The 25,075-nt window shown below is 39.1% G+C and carries 13 protein-coding genes and 10 tRNA genes; 15 read left to right on the top strand and 8 right to left on the bottom strand.

What is annotated here, in order from left to right; genetic code table 11:
* Nucleotides 1-201 precede the first annotated feature (201 nt).
* The 3 genes from G6R09_RS01655 to G6R09_RS01645 all read left to right on the top strand — a co-directional run bounded on the left by G6R09_RS01655 (nt 202) and on the right by G6R09_RS01645 (nt 10,424).
* On the top strand, nt 202-8,097 hold the full coding sequence (locus G6R09_RS01655) for a GEVED domain-containing protein (protein ID WP_163920201.1): 7,896 nt from the start codon (nt 202-204) through the stop codon (nt 8,095-8,097).
* 252 nt (nt 8,098-8,349) lie between these two features.
* Nucleotides 8,350-9,381, top strand: coding sequence for an extracellular solute-binding protein (locus G6R09_RS01650; RefSeq protein ID WP_065167094.1), 1,032 nt, complete (start codon nt 8,350-8,352; stop codon nt 9,379-9,381).
* Nucleotides 9,381-10,424 carry a histone deacetylase family protein gene (locus G6R09_RS01645; protein ID WP_163920199.1) on the top strand — a complete coding sequence of 348 codons (1,044 nt, stop codon included), beginning with the start codon at nt 9,381-9,383 and terminating at the stop codon, nt 10,422-10,424. Before G6R09_RS01650 ends, G6R09_RS01645 begins: the two co-directional genes overlap by 1 nt.
* 64 nt (nt 10,425-10,488) lie before the next feature.
* Here G6R09_RS01645 and G6R09_RS01640 read toward each other — a convergent pair whose 3' ends face one another.
* Both G6R09_RS01640 and G6R09_RS01635 read right to left on the bottom strand, forming a co-directional pair.
* Nucleotides 10,489-11,373 (bottom strand): DMT family transporter, encoded by an 885-nt coding sequence (locus tag G6R09_RS01640; protein WP_065167092.1) that lies wholly within the window; start codon nt 11,371-11,373, stop codon nt 10,489-10,491.
* Nucleotides 11,374-11,489: 116 nt separating this feature from the next.
* Nucleotides 11,490-12,197: an SDR family oxidoreductase gene (locus G6R09_RS01635; protein ID WP_065177115.1), complete on the bottom strand. Its 708-nt coding sequence runs from the start codon at nt 12,195-12,197 to the stop codon at nt 11,490-11,492.
* 202 nt (nt 12,198-12,399) lie between these two features.
* Between G6R09_RS01635 and G6R09_RS01630 the strand changes: the two genes are divergently transcribed.
* Both G6R09_RS01630 and G6R09_RS01625 read left to right on the top strand, forming a co-directional pair.
* Nucleotides 12,400-12,490, top strand: a tRNA-Ser gene (locus G6R09_RS01630).
* Between the two features lie 402 nt (nt 12,491-12,892).
* The gene (locus G6R09_RS01625; RefSeq protein ID WP_163920197.1) at nt 12,893-13,486 is read left to right on the top strand and encodes a hypothetical protein; all 594 of its coding nucleotides are present in this window, start codon (nt 12,893-12,895) and stop codon (nt 13,484-13,486) included.
* A gap of 322 nt (nt 13,487-13,808) precedes the next feature.
* Here the strand turns inward: G6R09_RS01625 and G6R09_RS01620 are convergent, their stop codons facing one another.
* Nucleotides 13,809-15,239 (bottom strand): sodium-dependent transporter, encoded by a 1,431-nt coding sequence (locus G6R09_RS01620; RefSeq protein WP_065168660.1) that lies wholly within the window; start codon nt 15,237-15,239, stop codon nt 13,809-13,811.
* 600 nt (nt 15,240-15,839) lie between these two features.
* Between G6R09_RS01620 and G6R09_RS01615 the strand changes: the two genes are divergently transcribed.
* The 5 genes from G6R09_RS01615 (at nt 15,840) to G6R09_RS01595 (ending at nt 16,349) form a co-directional block, all read left to right on the top strand.
* Nucleotides 15,840-15,930, top strand: a tRNA-Ser gene (locus tag G6R09_RS01615).
* A gap of 40 nt (nt 15,931-15,970) precedes the next feature.
* Nucleotides 15,971-16,047 (top strand) — tRNA-Asp (locus G6R09_RS01610).
* Nucleotides 16,048-16,097: 50 nt separating this feature from the next.
* A tRNA-Thr gene (locus tag G6R09_RS01605) sits at nt 16,098-16,173 on the top strand.
* Between the two features lie 9 nt (nt 16,174-16,182).
* Nucleotides 16,183-16,267, top strand: a tRNA-Tyr gene (locus tag G6R09_RS01600).
* A gap of 6 nt (nt 16,268-16,273) precedes the next feature.
* Nucleotides 16,274-16,349: transfer RNA gene (locus G6R09_RS01595), tRNA-Asn, on the top strand.
* A 155-nt stretch (nt 16,350-16,504) separates the two neighbouring features.
* Here G6R09_RS01595 and G6R09_RS01590 read toward each other — a convergent pair.
* Complete coding sequence (locus G6R09_RS01590; RefSeq protein ID WP_163920195.1) at nt 16,505-16,876, bottom strand: hypothetical protein; 372 nt, start codon at nt 16,874-16,876, stop codon at nt 16,505-16,507.
* A gap of 9 nt (nt 16,877-16,885) precedes the next feature.
* Nucleotides 16,886-17,206 carry a monooxygenase gene (locus tag G6R09_RS01585; RefSeq protein WP_065168671.1) on the bottom strand — a complete coding sequence of 107 codons (321 nt, stop codon included), beginning with the start codon at nt 17,204-17,206 and terminating at the stop codon, nt 16,886-16,888.
* A 106-nt stretch (nt 17,207-17,312) separates the two neighbouring features.
* Here G6R09_RS01585 and G6R09_RS01580 point away from each other — a divergent pair, with 106 nt between their 5' ends.
* The 5 genes from G6R09_RS01580 (at nt 17,313) to G6R09_RS01560 (ending at nt 18,727) form a co-directional block, all read left to right on the top strand.
* A complete protein-coding gene (locus G6R09_RS01580) occupies nt 17,313-18,221 on the top strand; it encodes a LysR family transcriptional regulator (protein ID WP_163920194.1) in 909 nt (302 codons plus the stop codon).
* A gap of 117 nt (nt 18,222-18,338) precedes the next feature.
* Nucleotides 18,339-18,429 (top strand) — tRNA-Ser (locus G6R09_RS01575).
* 46 nt (nt 18,430-18,475) lie between these two features.
* Nucleotides 18,476-18,551: transfer RNA gene (locus G6R09_RS01570), tRNA-Thr, on the top strand.
* Between the two features lie 9 nt (nt 18,552-18,560).
* A tRNA-Tyr gene (locus G6R09_RS01565) sits at nt 18,561-18,645 on the top strand.
* A gap of 6 nt (nt 18,646-18,651) precedes the next feature.
* Nucleotides 18,652-18,727: transfer RNA gene (locus G6R09_RS01560), tRNA-Asn, on the top strand.
* Between the two features lie 178 nt (nt 18,728-18,905).
* On the opposite strand, the gene G6R09_RS01555 is transcribed toward G6R09_RS01560, so the two are convergent.
* The 3 genes from G6R09_RS01555 to norW form a co-directional block, all read right to left on the bottom strand.
* On the bottom strand, nt 18,906-20,771 hold the full coding sequence (locus G6R09_RS01555; protein ID WP_240345684.1) for a LamG-like jellyroll fold domain-containing protein: 1,866 nt from the start codon (nt 20,769-20,771) through the stop codon (nt 18,906-18,908).
* A 131-nt stretch (nt 20,772-20,902) separates the two neighbouring features.
* Nucleotides 20,903-23,785, bottom strand: coding sequence for a GNAT family N-acetyltransferase (locus G6R09_RS01550; protein ID WP_163920192.1), 2,883 nt, complete (start codon nt 23,783-23,785; stop codon nt 20,903-20,905).
* 128 nt (nt 23,786-23,913) lie between these two features.
* Nucleotides 23,914-25,059, bottom strand: a complete 1,146-nt coding sequence (gene norW / locus G6R09_RS01545; RefSeq protein WP_163920190.1) for an NADH:flavorubredoxin reductase NorW — start codon at nt 25,057-25,059, stop codon at nt 23,914-23,916.
* Nucleotides 25,060-25,075 lie beyond the last annotated feature (16 nt).

Here is a 25,075-nt window from a genome sequence, read left to right as displayed (position 1 = left end):
ATTTCAGTTGGTTATAATAAATCATCAGGTTAAATATAATTTATTTAGTATTGAATAAGCGATAAATAGCTTATTTTTTAGCAATATTTTGCGAATGGCAGTTATTATTTTAATACAAAAATTTTAACTATATGAAAAAAAATAATATTTAAGTTGGTCTTATTCATGCATAACTTCACTTAGATTCTATGAGGTGACTTCATGCATAAGATTATTAGTGCTGTATTATTAATTATATTTATATATGGTGATAATTGGTTTAGTGATAAACAGCCGATGGCCAATCGATTAGTGGTTGTTGATCAAGATATTGTGTCAGATCCTTTCTTCTCTAATCATATAGAGTCTTATCAAGTAATTAATTCATTAGATGATTTTATCTTTCATCTCAATCATACCCCTTACTCTAAAACGATCGATATATTTTCCCACGGGCAATCCGGTGAGCTTCGTTTTGGTCAAGATATTATTACCTTGGCGAACATTGACCAGTATAAACAACGAATCAATAAAATTGGTCAAATAATGGGTAATCAAGGTGTTATCAATTTTTTGGGGTGTGATTTAGGAGAAACTAACGAAGGTAAAACGTTATTAAATCATTTTGCTAAATTATCGGGTGTCGCCGTTTTAGCCTCAATCAATAAAACCGGTAACGAAGCATTTGGTGGTGATTGGGAATTAGAGTTAGCTTATGGAAAAAGGGATATTCAATTTACGCCATTACCTCAATATTTTCATTATCCTGATGTTTTAGCCGATGGTGATTGTAATATTTCTGGATTGGTAGGCGCAACCACTAAAACAAATATTCAATATGAAACAATCAGTGGTTCGCCATTAGTCATTCATCATATTGCAGCTGGTGGTAATGGTGTTTTTAAAAATGGCCAGCGGCAATCTTACCAACAGAATAGTTATAGTTGTGGTAGTACTTTTCCTTATATGCATGTTGAGGATGGAAGCTCAGGTGAATATTGTAATTATAAAGATTTTTTAATGAGTTCAGTAACAGGCAGTGGCACTGAAGTTGATCCTTTTTCTATTTGGTCATCAAGATATTGGGATCGTAATGGTAATAATAGTTATGATGGCAGTGACATAAAAATTATTACTCAAGTCACCTATGAAAATGGTAACGAATATTTCGATCAGCACTATTGCTTAGAGTCTTTTGATGATTCAAATACCGCTAATATTGGTTTATCACAAGGTTTTGACACATATTTAAATGGTGGTGATGCAGGTGCTGCTTTTACATTACCATATAACTCTGCAAATTATCAACCAGGGACTGCGCCATATTCGTTAGTGGGCGTGACCAAAAATTATAGTATTGATGATCAATTTATGGGCTATTTAGAATTAGATCGCTCTTGGGATCGTTACTTTTCAGGGTCATATGGCACCATGCTGGGGAGTAACTTAGGTTCTGCTCCTTTCCATTTAAATAATACCTTAGACACTAATACCGGAACGGATAATGGTATCGGTGTTCAGTGGGACTTAGGTGTTGTTAATAGTGCAACCGCATATTCGGTACGATTATTATTCAGTACCGTTGGCGGCGCTATCTTTATTGCTGATGATTATGATTTAGGTGATGCGCCAGATATATCAACGTCAACGGCTAACGGTGATTATCAAACGACATTTGATAATGGTGGAGCAGGGCATGCTTTTACTGATACTGATGATGATAGTCAAAATGATATTAGCCTCGGTACACTGTGGGATTTTGATGACGGTAGTTTGCAAAATATCGGCGCTAATTCAGATAACGTTGATAATAATAATGATGAAGATGGTGTGACATGGACAGATACATTTGTTCGTGGGGGCTCACTAGATTTAGCAGTCACAATTACCAAAGATCCTGAATCTACGCTGGTCGGTTTACAACTTTATGCATGGGCTGATTGGAATCAAGACGGTGATTGGAACGATGCTGGAGAACAAGTTATTCTTGATTCTACAGCACTGCCATCGACACAAAATTACTCAATTGCTGTTCCTGCCGATGCCTCTGTGGGAAATACTTATTTACGAGTCAGAGCGTGTTCAAATGTTGGTTGTAATTCTCCTCAAGGTTTAGCTGATGATGGTGAAGTTGAAGATTATTTCTTAACTGTGGTTGCTCCCCAAATCTCGGGCTTTGTGTTTAATGATGATGGTAGTGGCGGTGGAACGGCAACGAATGGGGTTAAGGATGGTACCGAAACGGGATTAGGTATTGCGGTGCCTATTGTGGCGCATAACACGTCTACTGGATTGTGTTATGCCACAAACAGTGATCCTACGACAGGGGCTTATACGATAACGGGTGGGAGTGCTGGCACATATAAGGTTTATGAAGCGGTTAATGAAACCAATATTGCTTCTCCTACGTGTCCACCGACACAATCTACGGTTGATCCTGTTACAGGAACAAGCGGCGGTGGTACGGTGGGCGACCCCTCTACACATATCTCATCAACATCGAATATCGTCACTGTTACTGCCGGTGTGGTAAGCGATGTGAACTTCGGCGATATTGTTATTAATAATACCTTCCCAACCTGTGATACCAGTGCGTATTTAACCAAAGGTACACCTCGAAAATTGTATCAGGTGAATCTTGTAACAGCATCTGAAACTCAATTAGGTTCGTCACATTCTCCTTCATATAATGGTATTGGTTACAGTGTGGCGCAAAATATATTATGGGGAGTGTATCCAACTGGCGGTTCAACAAATTCTGATATTGTTGCTTTTGATCGTCTTCATCAACGTATTTTAAAATTGAATGTGCCTGAGATTAATGGGATCAGTTTTCCAGCGGGTGATGTGACAGATGACGATATTCTTGTGCTCGTCTCAGGGGGAACGGATGGACGACGTTTTTACTTTATAGATGTAAACCCTAACTCTGAAACATACGGACAATATTTAGGGCGTTCTGCTCAAACCAATATTTCTCTGGGTGATATTGCTATTCACCCACTTGATACCTCAACGGCGTGGGGGGTAACAGGTAATAAAAAGCTATATAAATTCGATTTAACCATTGATCGATCTACCAATACTTATAGTGTTGCCGTTACCAATGTTGGTCAAAGCAATATGACAACAAGTAGTGCTGTTGGCGCCGTATATTTCGATAATATAGGTTTCATGTATGCCTCAAATAATAGTAATGGTGCGTTGTGGCGATTTGATCTTTCAAATTTATCAGCTCCATCATCAACGTTAGTTAATGCAACGTTTTTAACCAATGGTCAATCCGCAAGTGGAAACGATGGCGCACGTTGTCGTTATGCGCCTGTTCCGACAGATTTTGCTGATTCACCCAATACATACGGTACCGATTTAACTAGTAATGGGCCACGGCATCAAACGGATATTGGTTTACCTTACCTAGGCAGTAATTCTCCTGACAATGAAAATGATGGACAACCTACAACAATCGCTGATGGGGATGATAACAATGGTCTAATACCCGATGATGAAGATGGATTTATTCAGCCATCCATAACAACAATCTTATCTGGTGGTAGTACGCTGCCCCTGTCAATACCTGTTGTATCGTCAGGCAATGATAACCTCTATGGCTGGATCGATTTTGATAACAGTGGCACTTTTGAAGCGGATGAAAGGGCATCGGTGGCGGTTACGGCATCAGGCAATAGCATCTTGAATTTTACAGTGCCCGCTGATATTGAAATTATTGATACCTATGTCCGTTTACGTGTTTGTTCCAGTGGTGAAAGTTGTGATACGCCATTAGGCAGTTCAGGCGATGGTGAAGTTGAAGATCATACTATATCGCTTAAACCGCCAGGTGATTTATCCCTAACTTTAGATCTAGAACCTGGGGTGAATGTTACGTTGGGGATTCCGTTTAATGTAGTGGTTAGCGTTGCTAATGCAGGTACGACTATTGCGTTAAATACCAAGGTGACACTGCCTATTCCTGCTGGATACAGTTTTGTTCGTGCTTATGAAGGCGATGGCGTTACGCTAACATCAATCTATGATTCAATCACAGGTGAGCTCGATATTGGTGCTGTCGGGCTTGGCTTTAATGATTATGCGGTGATTCGTTTGGCGCCACAATCAGCAACTGCGCCTGCAATCCATGCTGAAATTATTCAAGCAGCGATTAATGATATTGATTCGACCCCCAATAATGGTTTTGGTAATGGCGAAGATGATACCGATGTAGTCACACCTAATATTACCAATATCGTGCAACCCAATATTTGTGAAGCGCCAGTTGTTTATGAAGGTGGCGATGCGTATTTATCGGCTAATGGCGAATATGTTGTTACCGAAGCGCAAACCAATCAGCAAGGGTATTTATGGAGCTACGATTACATTGATTTAAACCAGCCAATGTATGCTGAATTAGCGGTGTATTTAGGTGATAGAGCCTGTAATACAGGTTGTCCAAACGGCATTGAAAGTGGTGCTGATGGTATGGCCTTTGTGCTTTCTGCTGATTCACGCGATTTGAATGCCGTGGGGTCTTTTGGTGGTGGGTTAGGTGTTGGCGATATTTTTGGGGCGACACCTGTTTCACCATCAATAGTGTTTGAATTTGATACCTTTGATAATACCTTTATTGGCGCAACCGATGATGCTGTCGGTGGACAATTTATCGATCATACAGGCGTTTATCTTAACGGTGATGTTTACACCCCAAGCGCTGCCAATACTTTAATTGCTGCAACGTCTGTTGCAGGGGGCGAGCTTGAAGATGGACGTTACCATATTGCGCAATTTGAATGGGATCCGACCACCAACCAATTTACCTATTACATGGATGGCGTCATGATTGGCCAGTTTACGCGAGATATTCGTAATGACATTGGTAATAACATGGTGCGGTTTGGTTTCACGGGTAGTACTGGAGATGGCTATAACCTTCAAAAAGGCTGTTTTACCGATGCGCCAAATGTTCTAGGGTCTGATTTTGGTGATGCTGTTGATACAACTACCGGTACCGCAATCAATGATTATACCACTCAATATGACCACAATGGTGCTCACCATGTGCAGGTAGACAGTGATGACAATGGCTTTATTGACTTACGGTTAGGTAATTTGTGGGATGCTGATCTTGGTGATCTGCAAAATATTCATGCTACCGCTGATAACAATCATAATATTGCTGATGAAGATGGTGTTACTGTGCCATTTATTGCTAATAAAGGCCAAAACGTAGCGATAAATATCAATGTTGTTGAAGATGGTGCGCGTTTGGGAACTGGGCAACGTCTTTACGGCTGGTTAGACCTAAACCTTGATGGTGATTGGGATGATTCAGGGGAACAAATCATTAGTGATGCAAGTGCGAATATAGGTAACAATAATTACAATGTGCTGATCCCTAATAGTGCGGTTGTTGGTTATAGCTACCTGCGTATTCGCCTATGTAGCGATGTTGATTGTAATAGTCCTGTCGGACGCGCCAATGATGGTGAGGTTGAAGACTATCGCATATTAATTTCTGATCTGGTGGGGAATAATCAGTGTGACAGTATTTTACAAACCATTCGTCCAGTGAGTAGCAGTACTTATACTTACACTTCATTAGATGTGCCAAGTAATCCGGTTACATTCTCCAATATTATTGATCCTGTTGCGATCACTAATCAGACTAATATTGCCAATTTGAACGCTATCGGTTTTAACCGTGTTGATGGATTAATTTACGGTACTTTTACCGATATGTCTCAATCTGAGCGTATTCATCATTTATTTGTGACGGATAAAACAGGCACCAGCTTTATTGATTTAGGGGAAATACGTGCTGAGTCTTCGGCCACTATTCGTCGCCTTCAAGATGGTGAAACCTTTGGCTTTAGCGCGGGTGATTCACTGCGTAATAGTGGTTATTCAACCACATCAGCAACGTCAACAACCCTAAGTTCACCCACCGCAGGCGATGTGACGATAGATGGTAATCATCTGATTATCTGGCGTACTTCTTGGGATTCTTTAGTTAAAGTTAACTTAGCAACACAAACCTTTACTACTATACCATTAAGTATCGGTGTAATGGGCGGTTCTATTGGTGGCGGGCCAATCGATGTGGGTGCTGATTTAGCCATTAGCAGTCAATCAGGGAATGGTTACGTTCTCGATTTAAATGGTGATGCGCTTTATCAGATTGATTTAACCACTGGTGCGATAACATCGCAGCCATTAATATACTTTGGTGCAGAGCCAACGCTCGATCTCAATCTCAAGCTACAAGCTGGCGCATTAGTGATGGATAATGGGATAAGTTTGTATGCCATTACCAATGGTGGTAATCACGATAGCGATAATAATGGCACCATTGATCTCAATGATCGTGCTGTGGTTTACCGCGTTAACGTGATCACCAATGAAGTTGAGTATGTGACGGCATCTGATCGAGGCAGTTTGCAAGGTAATGATGGTGCAGGGTGTTACGATTCTACCGATTATGGTGATGCTGCTGATACATATGGTGAAGCCAGTCATGCTTACTGGGACGGTGCTGTTGATGGTAGTGCTGATCTTTATTTAGGTAACCGTTGGGATCCAGAATTCGGGCAGTGGTTCACCGCTGATGCATCAGGGGATGACACCAATGGTCAGGATGATGAAGACCTAACGATTCCTAATCAGATTGTGGTCGAAACAAGCACCAATCTAGCTCTTGATGTTGTAGGTAGCGGTTTTGTGAGTATCTGGGTTGATTTAAACAATAATGGTGTCTTTACCGATACCAATGAGTTTCTTATAGATGATGAGCCAGTCGTAACGGGGATTAATAATATTGCGATCACGTTAGATGCTGCCAGTGCTGAGGGATTTAATGGTTATACCGTGATGCGAGTGCGGTTATGTTCAGCCATTAATAGCTGTAATACATTCTCAGGTGCAGCATCTAACGGTGAAGTTGAAGATCATTGGTTTGAGTTGCTTAATCGCATTGTGCTCAATGGTTTAGTTTTTGAAGATAATGGTGTTGGTGGAGCAAACGCTGCTCATGATGGTATTCAAGAAGGAACTGAAGTTGGGTTAGGCAATTTTACGGTTACAGTGACGCTAAACGACACAGGGGTAACGGGCTACAACAGCGGAGATGTTATAGCAACGGAAGTAACCTCGGGTGACGGCCGCTATAAGTTTGTCCTTGGGGTCGATTTTTCAACCAAAGATCTGTTGCTCGATGTGGTGAAACAAGCAGAGTGGATTGATATTAGTGAAGCCGATGTGGGCAGCACTCCACAAGCAGCTAGTGTCAGTGTGATTGATAGTCAAATAGTCATTAATGCAAATGCTGGTGATGAAGTGTTTAATTTGAACTTTGGTAAAGTCAAAGAACCAAGAATGGAGCCTGATAACTTCCATGACGTTGAACCGGGTAAATCTATTTTATTACCGCATAAATTTACAGCCGCTACTTCCGGAAGTGTTGATTTTTCAGTTATTAATTTAAGCGCATCACCAGCAAATAGCAGTTGGAACTCAACCCTGTATCGTGATAATGACTGTAATGGCATTATCGATGGTATAGACGCTCAAATTTCAGCACCAATTACGGTTACTGGCAACAATGCGGTGTGTTTATTAAGTAAAGTGTTTGTGCCGATGAATGTACCAATGAATGGTCAGTATCACTACGATATTGAAGCTAATATGACCTTTTCTGATACAGAAAATACCGGTCATGGAATCACGCGTTCTGTATTAGATAAAGATACTGTAAGAGCAACCTTTAGTGGTGCAGGTGAGTTAACTCTCAGTAAAACAGTCACTAATGTAACGCAAAATAGTGCGACATCAACCAGTAATAATGCGCGCCCTGGTGATGTATTGGAATATGTTGTGACTTTCACTAATGCTAGCAATGCAGCAATAACCGATGTGAAAGTTTATGATAATACCCCTATATTTACTCAGCTTGCTCAACCTGTATTGTGCAGTAATAGCTTAATGCCTGCTTCATTAACCTGTAATGTTGTAACGACAGATGGCGCCAATATAGCAGGGTATGAAGGCAATATAATTTGGGAATTAAGTGGCAGTTTAGCGGGTGGAGAATCAGGAACTGTGGTCTATCGAGTTATTATTCAATAATGTCAGTAATAATATTTATCACACAGGAATATGAGCCGTGATGGAGTGAGATGATGCATTTAGCGGGGTGGTGTTAAAGATCAAATTTACGCATGGTTGCAAAAGAATTATAACGACATCACAGTTGTGTGCAAATGTGTATAACGGTAGCATTTACATACAATTTCGATATAACTGACATAAATTTATTTATGCTATTGTCAATATTAAAAGCTTATTTCGAGCTTTATTGAAATATTGGTAATAGGTGAAATGTTAAAAAAAAATCTACTTGCATCGCTTCTACTTAGTTCTTTTGTTGCTCAACCGGCTCTCGCTGATACCACATTAAATATTTACAATTGGTCAGAATATCTGCCTGCAGAATTATTGACACAATTTACCAAAGAAACGGATATCAAGGTCAACTACTCAACGTTTGAAAGTAATGAAACGATGTATACCAAGATCAAAATGATCGACGGTAAAGGGTATGATTTAGTCTTTCCATCAACCTACTATGTTTCTAAAATGGCTGATGAAGGTTTATTAGCTAAACTGGATCATAGCAAAATAACCGCTTTTTCTCAGTTAGATAGCACGATTTTAAATCAGCCATTTGATCCTAATAACCAATACTCTATTCCTTATTTATGGGGTAGCACTGCATTAGGATATGACAGTGATGTGGTTGATGGTAAGCAAGTCACGCAGTGGAAAGATTTATGGAAGCCTGAGTTTAAAGGCAGTGTATTATTAACTGACGATCCGCGTGATGTGTTTGGTATGGCGCTGATCATGAATGGCCATAGTGTAAATAGCCGTGATGAAGCTGAAATTAAGCAAGCTTATCAAACGCTGAAAAGCTTAATGCCAAATGTTGCATTGTTTAATTCCGATGCACCGCATATTCCCTACATTGCCGGTGAAGTGTCTGTTGGTATGCAATGGAATGGCACCGCTGTGCGTGCAGCAAATGAAAATCCTGCACTGAAATTTGTGTATCCGCAAGAAGGCACTATCTTCTGGATGGATAATATGGTCATTCCTGCTGCGAGTAAGCAACAAGATGCTGCATATCAATTCATTAATTTCTTATTAAAGCCAGAAAATCAAGCCAAAATAGTCACTGAAATTGGTTATGCAACGCCAAATTTAGCGGCATTAAATAATCTTCCTGACAATATTCGTAATAGTGATATTATTTTCCCAACCAAAGCGATTAAGCAACAAGGTCAATTTTTGGCCGATGTTGGTGAAGCGACAGCCATTTACCAACGCTATTGGATGGAGTTGAAGAAATAATGAAAGTTATTTACACGGAAAAACAACGTTTACATCATGTACGTTTTGAATTTTTAAATGGTGAAGCAACGCCATGTTTTGAAAAGCCAGAACGTGCTGACATGGTGCTTAATGCACTTAATAGTCATGGTGGTTTTACGATGGTAGAACCTAATAGCTACGGTGATGCACCGATGCGTTGGGTGCACACGGATGATTACGTTGATTTTCTTGCAAGTTGTTGGGATCAATGGGTTGAGGCGTTTGGTGATGTGCATGATGCCTCACCATACTGCTTTGCACCTGCGCGCCATCTACGAAATCGTATTCCAAAAGATATCGAAGGCCGTTTAGGTTACTACAGTTTCGATATGACTGCTGCGATCACGGCGGGTTCTTGGAAAGCGATTGTCGCTGCGACAGAGTGTGCATTAACAGGAGTCGATTTAATTAAGCAAGGCGAGCATGCTGTGTTTGCGTTATGTCGACCACCAGGTCACCATGCGGCACCTGATTTAATGGGTGGCTATTGTTATGCAAATAATGCCGCAATTGCAGCGGAAAGCTTTATTCGTCAAGGGGCAAAGCGCGTAGCAGTATTGGATATTGATTATCACCACGGTAATGGTACGCAAAGTATTTTCTATGATCGTAGCGATGTATTGTTTGCATCGATTCATGGTGATCCAGATTACGATTATCCTCATTACCTTGGCTTTGCTGACGAAGAGGGTGAAGGTGAAGGTCTAGGTTTTAATCTCAATTTGCCGTTACCGCTTAATACAACCGATTGGTCAGTGTATGAGCCCGCTTTAGTAACCGCATTGGCTCGTATTGCAGAATATCAGCCAGAAGCGTTAATTATATCATTAGGTATGGATACTTTTGCAGACGATCCGATCAGTTATTTTAAGCTGTTACGTAATGATTATACAAAGATTGGCTGGATGATTGGTTTATTAAATATTCCAACATTATTTGTATTTGAAGGTGGCTACGCGGTTGATGACTTAGGCCATAATACGGTAGCAGTGCTTGATGGCTTTAATAAAGCGTTAGCATAATTGCTTATTAGGCAGTAAAGCGAAAATGAATATAAGCGATAGCCTAATGGTTATCGCTTTTTTATTATTCATTAACAGCAATTGCTTGAATTGAATCTTTTTTATGCTGTTTTGATTCAACTTTGGCTAACCATAATAGTGGCGCTATGATCATTACTGTTCCCACTAATGTGGTGATATCAGGTACTTCATTAAACAATAAATAGCCCACGATCACCGCACCAATTAAGCCACTGTATTCTGCACTGGCTATTTTATTACTTTCTGCAGCACGGTAAGCCACGACACACGTTGCCGCATACACCAAAATTAATGCACTTGAGCCTGATGCTGTAATCAGTGGCGACCAGTCCCATGGTTTATTTTCCCATAGTGCTAACGCCAGTGATGCTGGCATACCGATTAAGTTCGTCAGCAGTAAGGTCTGAGCAACACTCTGCTCGGTCGGGAGTTTACGAATAAAAAGGTTATTAACGGCAATGGTAAAGGCAACCACTAATGCACCAAAAGCAGCCCAACTAATATCGGTTGGGCGTACAATAACTAATACACCCGCAAAGCCAATAATACCTGCGGCGATAGAATAGCGAGTTAGCTTTTCACCATACATCGCCATGGCGAGCGGAAGCATGATCAAGGGAGCAGCATAGAAAATAGCGTTTGCAGTGGCTAGCGGCAGTGTGTTTAAAGAGATCACCATAAACACCGCACCTAATAACCATACATGCGCGCGTACACAATGCCATTTTAAGCCAATTAAAAAGCTCTGTTTGGTGGCGCGTAAACAAAAGGGCAGTAAGATGATTACCGCTGACAATTGGCGAAAAAATACAAACTGAAATACAGCCGCATCTTTACCCATGGTTTTAATTAAAGCATCAGAAAGCACTGCCACTAAATTACCAATAATTAAGATGGTCATTGCAAAGCCAACAGAACGGTTTTTCATTATACCTACCGAAATAAATAGCAGCGAATAGCACGAATAAAGCAGCATTTTATGATGAATTTAGCGTGAAGTATAATAATATAATATGGTTTGATGTTGATGTCGCTAGTGGATCTTTACCAAGCAATGGTGTCGCCGCTATAACTTAAAAATTGACCGCTATTTTTAGGGGTTAACGTCGATAAAATATTTAATAAACATTGCGCAGTATATTGTGGTGTAAATAGTTTATGTGAAGCAACATTGCGTTGAAAAGGTTGAGAAAGAGCGCTGTCAGTAGTGCCAGGATGAAAGGCAACCACACAGCAGGAAGGTAATTTTGTTTGCCATTCAATACTGATGGTTTTAATTGCCATATTTAATGCCGCTTTAGAGCTGCGATAGCTGATCCAACCACCTAATTTATTATCCTCAATACTGCCGACTTTGGCTGAGATCGTGACAAAATAACTACGCGGTGAAGTTTTTAATGATGCCATAAAGTGCTTAGCAAGTAGCAATGTCGGTAAGGTATTTGTTTGAATATTAGTTTGGAAAAAATCGACATCAAACTGTTGAATGGATTTTTCAGGTAAATGCCCAGCAGTATGGAGCACGCCAGCGGCATTGATCAGCACATCAAGTTGGGGTAATAGGGCAGTAAGCTTAGCAATATCAGCTTCAATCGTAATATCTAGCGCATGCCAATGTAAGTGTGGATGTTGATAGTCGGGCTGGTGGCGAAAATATGTCGCATGGATGTGCGCATGAGGCCTGAGTAGCAATAACTGTTTGATAACTGCAAGTCCAATAGATCCAGAACCACCAATAATTAATGCATTCATTATATCATCCTTGAAATTGTGCATAACGATTTCGCATCGTTTGCCTGTGATCATTAAGTAGTATTATAGCGTACCAATAATAAGGTTGGTCTGTGATAAAATATACAATTACGTTTAAAGTAGTATTATAACTGCGCAGTTGGATTCCATTTTGGAATAAGCGCTTTACATAAAATACCGTCCTCTATATTATACGCCGCATGGAGAGATGGCTGAGTGGTTGAAAGCACCGGTCTTGAAAACCGGCATACGTTTATAGCGTATCTAGGGTTCAAATCCCTATCTCTCCGCCACACATTAAAAAGCCGCTATTTATAGCGGCTTTTTTACGTTTGAACCAAATAATTTATCATTCTATTCCATTTTCCCCGCGGTACTTGCTGGTTCGAAGTGTTCCAAAGAAGTAAAGAAGTACTGGACACCCATAAATTTTTGCTTAGAGGCTATCATTTACTCAGCCTAATATCCGTGATCTGCTCAAGGTATGATCGAGCCTAAAAGATATCAGTGAATTGTTTTAATTTTTAAAGTAAAGATATGGCTGTCCTATGTTTTTTATGTTTTTTTGAATGAGATCTTGCTCACGTAACGTCACTGACTATGACAAGGAAAAGTGTTTTCTGTTTAATATGTTATATCTTATGACTACTATTAATGATGTTAGCCTTTATTACTCAATGGAAGATAAAACATAAATGGAAGATAAAATTCAGTATTTTACAATCGAAGAGCTTTTTAGTGATTTTGAGCAACATTGTACTCGCGTTGAATATATGGATATGTTACGTGTTACTGCTGATGCTCATATAAAACAAATGTTTATGGTTGGCTGTGAGGTAATCAATCCTGACAGCGAGTGTTTATTATCAATTACGGATAACAATTATATAGCGCCAACGAAACAGCAAGTTCAATGTGTTGTAAATTATTTAGTTGAAACCCTTGGAGTATCTAAAACAGAGATATCGATTCAACTAGGGGTGACAGCAAAAGGTAATAGAACCCTTAATAGCTGGCTTGGTAGTAGTCGCGATCAGCAAATACCGTATACGGCTTGGCGGAAGTTACTGTCGTTAGCTGGATTATCAATTGATTTAATGCTGTTATCAGAACGAGCACAATTAATACTAGCTAAAGAGGCTAAGGAATTAACGGTTACTGAAAATAATGGTAGTGAATTAGCATTATTACAGGAAGCTTATAACGTTCTCGATCATGGAACAGCTGATGAACGGCTATATTTTTTAAATAAGTTAAAGCAGTATTTCAATGAATTGAGAGCAATCTAATAAAATATAAACCGAGTCTTGGCTCGGTTTATAACAATAATTATGATGACGATGATTAATTAATACTTTGTCTTGCTTCAATACTGCCATGGGTTTGAATCGTAGTACCTTGAGATCCTGCACAGCCAGTTACAACCATTCCTAATAAGATAAATGCGATAATATTTTTCATGGATAATCCCTTATGAGTATAATGTTAATGATTAGCAGAGTGTACCTGTAACCACAAATGGCAACAAGGATCTAAAAAATGACTTATTTAGACAATTAAAAAAGCCGCTGATAATAATCAGCGGCAAAGAGGGTTATATGTTTATGATCGTTAGAGTTTCTTTGAGAAAACCCCGCATAGACCAATGATAATTAAACCAAGGATCATAATCTCACCTTTATTACTATCAAAGCCAGCTTTTACGCCAGCAATAGCAACAATTGCGATAGCTACTGGAATGATATATTTGATCAACATATACCACACATTAAACAGTGGGAACGAAACCTTACCGTCATTCGTGATTTCTTTTTTCAATTCACTACGATCTAAACGCCAGCCAGCAAATAAACATACCAACATACCGCCAATGGCAAGGAAGATTTTATCGGTTAACAAATCAAAAATATCAAAAGCACCAGTATGGAATAGAGTTGGACCAAATCCACCAATGGATAAAGACGCTAAGATACACAGTAGTGCCATTACACCACTGGCTGTTAATACCGCAGTTATACGACTAAAGCCTTTTTCATCAATTAAGTAAGCAACAACAACTTCAAGTAACGATACTGATGATGTAAGTGCAGCCACGCTTAATCCGATAAAGAACAAAATAGCGAGTACTAAGCCAATTTCACCCATTTCGGCAAACAGCTGTGGTACTACAACAAACACTAAACCTGGGCCAGCTGAAGGTTCCATGCCAAAAGCAAACATGGCAGGGAACATTGCGATACCAGCAAGTAGAGCGACACTTGTATCCATTGCGGTAACCATTGCTGTTGTTTGTACTAGGTTTTCTTGCTTACGTAGATAACTACCATAAGTCAGCATACAGCCCATACCGAGGCTTAATGAGAAGAACGCTTGTCCCAATGCTGCTAATACAACGGAACTATCAATTTTTGAAAAATCGGGCTTAAACAAGAACTCTAATCCTGCCATTGCACCAGGTAACATTAATCCTTTGATTGATACAATCATTAAAATGATAAATAACAGTGGCATTAATACTTTACCGGCTTTCTCAATACCGCCAGAAACACCGCGCATAACCACTAAAATATTAAAGAAGAGATATAGTCCCATCCAAAATAGAGGTTGCAGAGGATTAGCAATAAAACCGCTAAAACTGTCACCAATCGCGTCGGGTTGACTTAATAGTCCAGTAGAAACTTTATAGATATAGGCAATGGCCCAGCCACCGACAACAGGGTAGAAACCCATGATCAATAGACCACTAAGTACGCCTAGAATGCCCACAAAAGTCCAGCGACGATCTGTTGTTTTAAATGCTCCGACTGCTGATAATCCTGTTTTTCGACCAACAGCAAATTCTGTTAGCATCACACTAAAACCAATCACGATAACAAATAATAGATATATAGCGACGAACGCACCACCGCCATTCTCACCTGCAGTGTAAGGGAATTTCCAAATGTTACCTAAACCTACAGCAGATCCTGCTGCTGCCATCACGAAGCCAATCTTTGAACTCCATGTTCCTCGATTTGGTGTTGTTGATGATGTTGTATCCATACGTAATCCTGTGTTTATAAATAAAAGCGTTTGATTTTTAATAGATAATATATTTACAGTGCATAATTATTTAAGAGAATAAGATAAAGGTTTAATATTTGTACTTGTAAAGATATAAAAATGTTAAATATATTAACTACTTTTTATCATGTATTTAATGGTTTTTAAACGGAAAATTACATTAAGATAAACACTAAGCATGATGTTTTATTATTGGTTTATGATAAATATCGTTAATAAACAAATTGTTACTGTTATTCTGGTAAGGCTTGATAAATAGCATAAAATGCTAAAGTGTATATTATCTTGTGTAGACAAGGATTTCGTTTGATATCGATGTAAGCAACATAGATTATCGTTATATTGGATATAATTAGGTGGTTATGCTGCTTTAATTGTTTTTATGAGAGCATAAGTTAGGTGTGTTGTCGTCATTATAGTTGTAATAACGGTTACTTGTGATGAAAGTGTATGAATGATGCTTTATTGTTCTTGTTTTGGTCGTTTTTAGTTTTCATTGATTAATAAAAATGCAGCTGGTGGTTTTTTGAATATTATTACTTTACAGCTACCGTTATCGACTATATTATTCGCGGCATTGGAGAGATGGCTGAGTGGTTGAAAGCACCGGTCTTGAAAACCGGCATACGTTTATAGCGTATCTAGGGTTCAAATCCCTATCTCTCCGCCAAATTCTAGAGATTCGATGTAATCGAGTTTTATAAAGAATTGGAGCGGTAGTTCAGTTGGTTAGAATACCGGCCTGTCACGCCGGGGGTCGCGGGTTCGAGTCCCGTCCGCTCCGCCAACATAAAGATGCAGTGTTATTTATTAATATGCTGTATAACGAAATTTTGTGCCGACTTAGCTCAGTAGGTAGAGCAACTGACTTGTAATCAGTAGGTCACCAGTTCGACTCCGGTAGTCGGCACCATTAAATTTCGGTGGGATTCCCGAGTGGCCAAAGGGAGCAGATTGTAAATCTGCCGGCACTGCCTTCGAAGGTTCGAATCCTTCTCCCACCACCATATAATTCCCTCTTAGTTCAGTTGGTAGAACGGCGGACTGTTAATCCGTATGTCACTGGTTCAAGTCCAGTAGAGGGAGCCAAATAGAAAAGCCTGCAAGCAATTGCGGGCTTTTTTACGTTTGGGATTTGGTGAAGCGAGGATTTGAGTTTTCGAGTTTCGAGTTTCGAGATCGCGAGAGCAGAGTGCTAGCTTCTGCCTCTATGAAACTCCTTCTTAGTGCTATCTATGTTGCTTTTATTGTTTTTTTAATTGTAGATAAGTAAAAATCGAAAGAATAATGAAAAAAGCGGGATCACTCCAACCGAAACCAACAAAAATACCCGTTACACCAGCATAAATTGTAATTAAAGCCCCTAAAATATTTAAAATTAATAGCGCGGTGAATAGTTTTTTCGCAGTAATACCAGCCTCAATATCTTTTAGCAGTAAACTAATAGCTGCAATGCCGCCTAAAAAAATGGTGGTATGTTGTGATAAAAAGTAAGCATATTTATCATTTATTTCAACGCCATACATAGGCCATATAATCGTTGGAATAAAAAATAGCGCTAATGAAAACATTAAATAAATACAGCCATGGAATGTTAAAAATGTTTTATTCGTCATATTGGGGCCTTAGTGCGAGAAGCTATCAGTTGTTGGGCCTTGGTTAATATTGGTGAGTGACTGATTAATATCAAAAATAACACCACGTACTTGAGATATGCCTAATTGCTGTAAGCGTACAGTATGCATCGCTAAATAGGCTTTTGCCGTTGCTTCAGTTTCAAAAAGATAGATTCCACCACCTAATTTTTGTTGTGCGTTTTCAGTCCAAATTTTCCAAATCATTCCAGGCTCTTGATTGATGGATTTAGCAAGATCCATCAATGCTACAGTCATCTCCTCGCCAAAAGGTCCGTTAAATTCGAAATCAACTTGAAGTAGCTTAGTCATCTGCGTGTCTCTTTAATGTATGAGTTTGTGTGTGAGTTATTATTTACTATAAAAAATAAACAGAAAAGTTCATAATGCTGAGTTTAACTGTGAAAAAAATAGACAGATGAGATTAAAAAGTACCTTAGACCAGTGGTTAACATTGCATGAAATCGATCGTGCTGGTAGTTTTCAAGCGGCAGCAATTGTATTAAACAAAAGTCATACCACTCTTATTTACTCAGTTAAAAAGCTTGAGTCACAATTAGGTATTGCGCTTGTTGAGGTACAAGGTCGTCGTGCAGTATTGACAGAAGAAGGTAAATCGTTATTACGACGTGCAACGACGATGCTAGAACAAGCGCGTGAATTAGAAGATATAAGCCAGCAGCTTTCCAGAGGCTTTGAATCTGAAATAACCATTGCAGTGGACCATTTATGTGATCTAACTTGGCTCTATAAGCCAATGCAACAATATATTAGTGCTAATAGTGCAACATCTATTCAAGTAGTTGAAACATCATTAACAAAAACCACTGATATGGTAACGAATCAGCGGGCTGATATTTCAATTATTAATTTACCGATAACAAATTATCCAGCGGAAGCTTTTGGTGTCATTACTATGGTGCCAATAGTGGCTAAGCGTCATTCATTAGCATTAAAAACTAGAGTATCTCTTACTGATATGTCGATGCTGCCTCAAATAGTGATCAGAGATTTAGGTTGTGAACCGACGCAAAAACGTCAGCAGGATGTTGGCTGGTTGAAGTCGAGACAGCGTATTACCGTTGATAATTTTGATCATGCATTTCAAGCTGTAGAACAAGGTGTTGGTTATTGCCGTTTACCGAAACATATGGTGAGGGATAGGAAAAATGCTCAAGTGGTTGTGCTTGAGGTTGAGCAGGCGCAAAAATATCAAGTACCGATGCATTTAACGCTTCCTAAAGCAGCTAAGACTGGCCCTGCTGCGAAAGCTTTTTATGACATATTATTGCAGTCAGCCAATTATCGACGTCAAGATAATACGTAAATAGTGTCCATGTCTGATCAGAGAAGGCTCGAATTGAATAAATGCTGTTCGGTTGAGTTATTCTTTATAAATAAAGGGTTTACAGGGTAATTGGAAGCCGCTATTATTCGCGGCATTGGAGAGATGGCTGAGTGGTTGAAAGCACCGGTCTTGAAAACCGGCATACGTTTATAGCGTATCTAGGGTTCAAATCCCTATCTCTCCGCCAAATTTAATTGTTGAGTTTAGGCTTGGCAATAAAAAGAAATTAGTGTGCCGACTTAGCTCAGTAGGTAGAGCAACTGACTTGTAATCAGTAGGTCACCAGTTCGACTCCGGTAGTCGGCACCATTAAATTTCGGTGGGATTCCCGAGTGGCCAAAGGGAGCAGATTGTAAATCTGCCGGCACTGCCTTCGAAGGTTCGAATCCTTCTCCCACCACCATATAATTCCCTCTTAGTTCAGTTGGTAGAACGGCGGACTGTTAATCCGTATGTCACTGGTTCAAGTCCAGTAGAGGGAGCCAAATAGAAAAGCCCGCAAGCAATTGCGGGCTTTTTTACGTCTGTATTTTGGTGAAGCGAGTTTTGAGTAGCGAGTGTAAAGATCGCGAGAATAGGGTGCTTCCACCCCGATACAATTGCCTCTTAGTTCAGTCTGTGCTCTCTATTGGGAAGATTAGCGGCCTGTTAATTCGAACGCATTTAGTTATTAAAGAGTAATTCATTAAGCGTCAGAGCACGATTGACTATTCTTAACTCACTAACATAGCCATATAATGGATTATGTAATTCATCATTTGAACAAGAGGAACCAATTAACCAATTAGCATTTTCTTTAATAGCAATACCGGTACTTTGTTGCTCTGGGTTACGCATAACTTCAATGCCGTCAATGTACATTTTTGTGAATCGACCATCGTTAATTATAGCGATATGGAACCAACGTGAGGTGCCGAGATCCCACGACCAAGCTGTTGTTGTATCTTGTTTTTTATTGTCCATAGTTACCCATTGCATTTCGCGTAAGGAGGAAATAGCCATTACAACAGCCGGATCTTCACCGCTGTTAGGGGTAAAATCATTACAACTGGCTTGTTGGCAAAAAATACCTCCCCAGCGAGAGCGATCACTCTCCCAATCATCAGGTAGCTGGAGAAAAGTTTCGATGGTATAGCCTTGCTCCCAGTTGTTTTGCGTAATAGCCGTACCGAGTGTTGATAAATAAGCGCCGCTATCTGTAGCTTTATTTCCTTTAAGTAAAATGGACCCAGATGAATTACCGCTATTAGGTTTTGAGGTCGAAAATTCAAAATAGCTATTTAAAGCGTCTTGATTTGCTTTTCTAGGCTCCATTTTAAAATGACTACCATTACCGGATAGATCTTGAAACATGGTTGTGATATCGCCTTCATTATCAACACGCATCATATTTTCTTTATCTAACAACCAGTAACCAATAGTGCCATCTATAAGCCCCGAAGGAGTAATAAGCTCGCCTTCATTTAAATTATTAAAACGTTCATTGAAATTAATTGGAAACTCAAACTGGTTACATTCGTCAGTCAGATCTGGAAGATCGAAGGGGGTGCGTTCATCTTCTGGTATATTCTGTACCCAAGGTGAGAAGGAGCGTATAACTAATTTATTATTACTGTAGTCAAAGCCAACAGTACGCAACATACCATTTCCACCCCAATACATGGCTTGATAGTCAACGACCATCATCAGTACATCACGACCGTAGGCATTTTGAGCAACCATATTAGCAGCGCCATGATGGTGACCATTAATAGTTAAGAATATTTGGTCATTTTTGTGGATAAAGTCTATCCAAAATTCAAAGCCTTTTGAGGTGATAAGTGGGCTTTTACCATCACTATCAATATTTAATAATTGATGGGTCGAGAAGATAGCGGGTATTTCTTTATAATCATCGAGAACTTGTTGTGCCCAATCAAATGTTTGTGGTGATGGATTCCAATCAATAGCAAAGACTAAAAATTGCTGATCGCTATTGGGTGCTGTAAAGAGGTGGCAACTGTTAAAACCACATTCACTAACAGCAATACAAGTTGTTACTGATAAAAGCTTATCTTGAGAAAAATAGTTTAGGAACGGTTCGCTATCTTTTCGATTAACATCATATTTGTCACCTTCAGCTAAATCGTGATTACCACATAAAACAGAGTAAGGGGTATTTTCGGAGGCGCCAAGTATGTCCATTGCTTGGGTTGCTGCTTGCCATTCTGTTGGTTGATCGTCGTGCTCAACCAAATCACCTAAATGGATCGTAAAAGGGATACGCTCATTTTTCCAATTATCAGCAATCCATTGAGTTTGAGATAAGTAACGTTCAGGGCTATTTTCAGAGTATTTTTGAGTATCAGGTAAAATGACCAATTTCCAATCTTGATGCGTATTGTCTTTATCGTCGTTACTGTTGCTGCTACTTGAATTACAGCCAGTCAAATAGGTAGCGACCATTGTTGCCACTGTACCTTTTAAGAATAATCGTCTTGTGAACATGCCTATTAATACCGTTACGTCTAAAAACCATAATATTGGCATGGGTATATGTCAGATTTATTGACGTTTTTATTAACTTTTATTTCATGAGTATTAAATTGAGTGTGATTAAGGATAAAAGACGGTAAATAAATACTCGTCTATTCATCGTGTTTTTTATCTTAATTATTTGTTTAAATCTTTTTATCAAATCGCATCAAGGTGTTGAGTGAGGGATCATGTTGTTGAAGTAAGTATTGCTGGCTATTAATTAGATTATGTTTAGCTAATGCTGTGATCCAATAATCTAGTCCTTGAAAGTTACGCAATTCGGTTTTGTTTTCAGCCCAACTTACACCTAAACCGGCATTAAACACGGTATGGACTAATGCACAAAATGTCTGCATAGGTATATTTTCTGCATTATGATCACGTAAAATAAACCGTCCTCCAGGCTTTAATACTCGAGCAATTGATGCAATAAAAGCGTCTAATTTATGGGGTGGGCAGTGATGTAATCCAATATAGCAACTGACTAAATCAAGTGATGCGTTAGCAATTGTCTCGGCAGGTAATGGCTCATAATTGGCGAGATCAAAAAAGTGACCTACGGGTTTAATACTACCGCGCTCTGCAATCTCTGCTGGCGAGTTATCAGGTACAATATCATTACATAAAAAAATTGGCCCAGAGATAGACAGCTGTTTTTGTAGTGTTTTGACATAACGGCCAGTGGAACCAATCTCTAAATACCCCTTCAGTGTTTCCGTGGTGGCTAAAATAGTTGAAGTTTGACATGCCATTTCTTTTTTTTGTTTTGCTAATGCGGGAAGAGCGTAGGTAATATCCGCCAATTTGGGTTTTATATCTCTAAGACCGTATTGAATTTCATGGTAAATGTCTTTATCTGTAGTAAACCGTTGGCAGCATTGGCTAATAAGCGCATGGAATAAATGCTCAGGGTAGAGATGATAAATATTTTGTAGAAAAAGATAGAAATCGTCTCTACCATTAATGGTACTAAATACTTGCCGAAATGCAGATTGGCCACACTCAGCTCGCGAGAAAATAGCGATATCATCTGTTTGACGATAATACTTCTCCCATAAGCAATGGCGAAACCGATAGTGTGGATCCCATTTGTCTTTTAATGCAAATAAAGCTGCTGCATTCGGGTAAGCGCGATGAAATTGGTCATAACGAGCGTGGGGTTGATAAGGAAGGTAATAACAACCGCCAGCATTAATTGCAGCTTCAATCAGTTCTCGAGTCCAAATAGCGACTTTTTGTTGTTCAGCATCGCTGGCTTGTTGCTTGTAATATAATACAAAAGCAAATACTTCTTCACGCGCCCAAGCTAGCAGTGAGCCAGGATCTGCATGAGAATGTCTAATGGAAACGTTAACCGCTTTAACATGATAACGATTAAGAATTTCGGTCATTATTGGCGTAAAGTCATCAATACGATCAACTGGAATAAAATACTCTTGCAGAACATAAGTATTTTGATTTCGTGAAATCGGTTCTAGTTCAGCAACATTATAATTAGCTTCCTCGTTACGAGTTGTGATTTTTTTATTCCAATACATTAATGGTTCATAGATATATTCACGACGCCAGTGGCCCCATGGTGACTCTGTAATTGTCCATAACATGTATTTCTCGAGTAAATACAGCTTTCGTTCTTTATGAGGAGATACATTAACGGGCTTGGTTGTTTGTGACCACGTAACTGCATGAATTTTATCAAATCGAGGTGGGAGTATGTCGGCATTGTGGAAAATAGCTTTGGTATTATTATTGATTTGATGTTTAAAAAAAGCGGGGTAATCACTTAATGGCATTTTTTTATGTAAACGTTCAATATGACAATCAGTCGTTAATGATAATTCCGCTTCTACGACGATCCCGACCGCTCCATAACCACCAATTGCCGCATAAAAGAGCTCACTGTTTGTGGCGGGGGAGGCATTGATACGCTTGCCATTATGAAGTATTAACACAATAGAATTTATTGATAAAATTAAAGGTCCTAAACTGACATAACGCCCATGACAATTTACACTTAATGATCCACCAATAGTGAAATTAGCATAAGTTTGCATGATTTTTATCGCGAGCCCATGGTGCTGAATACATGCTTGAATATCTCGCCATCGCGTACCGGCTTGTACGGTAATCGTTTGTTGTTCGACATTAAGATCAAGAATACGGTTTAAACCACGCATATCGATATGTAACGAACCGCTATGGGCTATTTGTCCTCCCATACTATAGCGTCCGCCACCAATAGAAATCGGCTTTTGAGTGTTTTTTAGCATATCTTGTAACTGTTCGACAGTGCCGGGAACGTAAATATCATCGACAGCAATAGGGTAAAGCCGTGAGACTTCTTTGATGATATTAGTGTAGCGAGGTGAGGATTTAGCTAGGTTACTCGTTGGAATAAAATAACGCATTCTTAGTAATATCGGCAGTTGAAATTGTTGTTCTAATTCATCTGAACCCGATTGAGATATAATATGAAAACCATAACGTTGATAAAAATTAATTGCGCCTTTATTACACTGAGTAACATCGAGTTCAATACTAGAAATATTTTGTTTTTGTAACCAATTACATAAACTATCAAGTATGTCAGCACCAATACCTTGGCCTCTATACTCATCAAAGACAGCAATATTATTAATATAAAATGCATCTTCAGAAGGTAAGGGCACATAATTATTTAACGCTTTACGCACTGTGGTTAATAAATGCCATTTTAGTTTTAAAGGAGTATCAATTAATAATTGGATTGCACCAATAAGCTCTTGCTGCTGCATATGTTGCTTAGTATAACCGACGACAGTGCCTTTAATGTGGTTATCATGATAATAAACATACCCAAAGCGATAACTAAATAATCCTCGAGGTTGTAATACTTGTTTAGTTAGTGTCGGAATGGCTTCACTACGAGAAGTGAACATAAAGTCCATTAGTTCATGTGAGCTTTCATAAATACATTCACTAAGGACACTACTATCACTAGCTTGTGCACGCTTAAATTGACTATCGGTTGACTGGAGTGGACTCATACGAATAATGTCACCTTAATAAATATGTGTACTTATTTATTAAAGATAGACGCTGTAATGTCATGATGAGATAAACAATTGGCCCACAATAATAGTGGGCCTGAAAATAGCGCCGATATTTGAATGAATTATAACGTTGGTGATAATTGTCTTAATAATGCGAAGGCGTGTTTTTGCTTATTATGCGTAGCAATAAAGCCGATTAAGGTTTGATCATCAGTGTGCGCTTTAGCAACATAACCGTCATTGTCTCGCTCTATTTGCCAATGAATATCTTCCATAGTGGTTATTCCCGCTAAACTTAACGGTAACCAAGGTGTTTTGGCTTTGATTAACATGGGTGGTAATGATAATGGTGTCGGCGTTCCAGCCAACGTCTTGGCCAGTGCCATCGCTGATAACATAATCGGTTGAATAAACGCACTTATTTTGCCATTTATTTCAGCACAATCTCCAATGGCATAGACATTAGCTGCCGATGTTTGCAGCATATTATTAACGATAATACCCTGGTTAGTCTTGATTCCTGCTTGTTGAGCTAAATGAATTTGTGGTGTTAATCCCATCGCAGCAATGACAACATCAGTATGTATCGTTTTGTTATTTAATTGCGAGATCGTTATTTGTTTATCATCAGTATTTATTGCAGTGATAATGGTATTTAATTGTAGATCTATATTTTTTTGATGCAGTATATGATGTAACTCGGCAGCAATAAACTCAGGCAGTAATGTTGGCATCATGGCAGCGGCTTTATCGCATAAGGTAATTTTCTTGCCAGTTGTAGCTAAATCTATGGCTATTTCAGTGCCAATTAATCCCGCACCTAAAATAGTAATATGTTTTGCTGTAGTAATTTTTGAGTGGTCACGTGTTAACTCATCAAGGCTATTTAATGTAATGATTTTATCTAAAGCATTTCCTTCAAATTTAGGGACAAAAGATTTGGCACCCGTTGCAATAATTAATGAGCAATAATGCCATTGCTGCTGGTTAAAACGAATCCATTGATGGTCGGTATTGATCTCATCAACGACAGTATTAGTGAGTAATTCAATATTATGTTCTGTAGCAAATTCAACAGCGGTTTGTTTAATAAGATCTGTTGGTTGTTGATCTCGACTAAACACATGGCTTAGCTCAGGCTTTGAATAATCAGCACCTTGATCTGCGGTTACTAAAGTGATTGCAGTATTTTGGTCGAGCTTTCTAAATGATTTCACCCATTGGTAAGCAGCAAAGCCACTGCCAATGACAATAATTGGATTGGACATTATACGCGCTAACCTT

Origin of the sequence: Photobacterium sp. Alg240-V54, assembly GCF_900537155.1 — a bacterium.
In the GTDB taxonomy this organism is placed as follows: domain Bacteria; phylum Pseudomonadota; class Gammaproteobacteria; order Enterobacterales; family Vibrionaceae; genus Photobacterium.
This window is presented reverse-complemented; position numbering and strand designations above follow the sequence as displayed.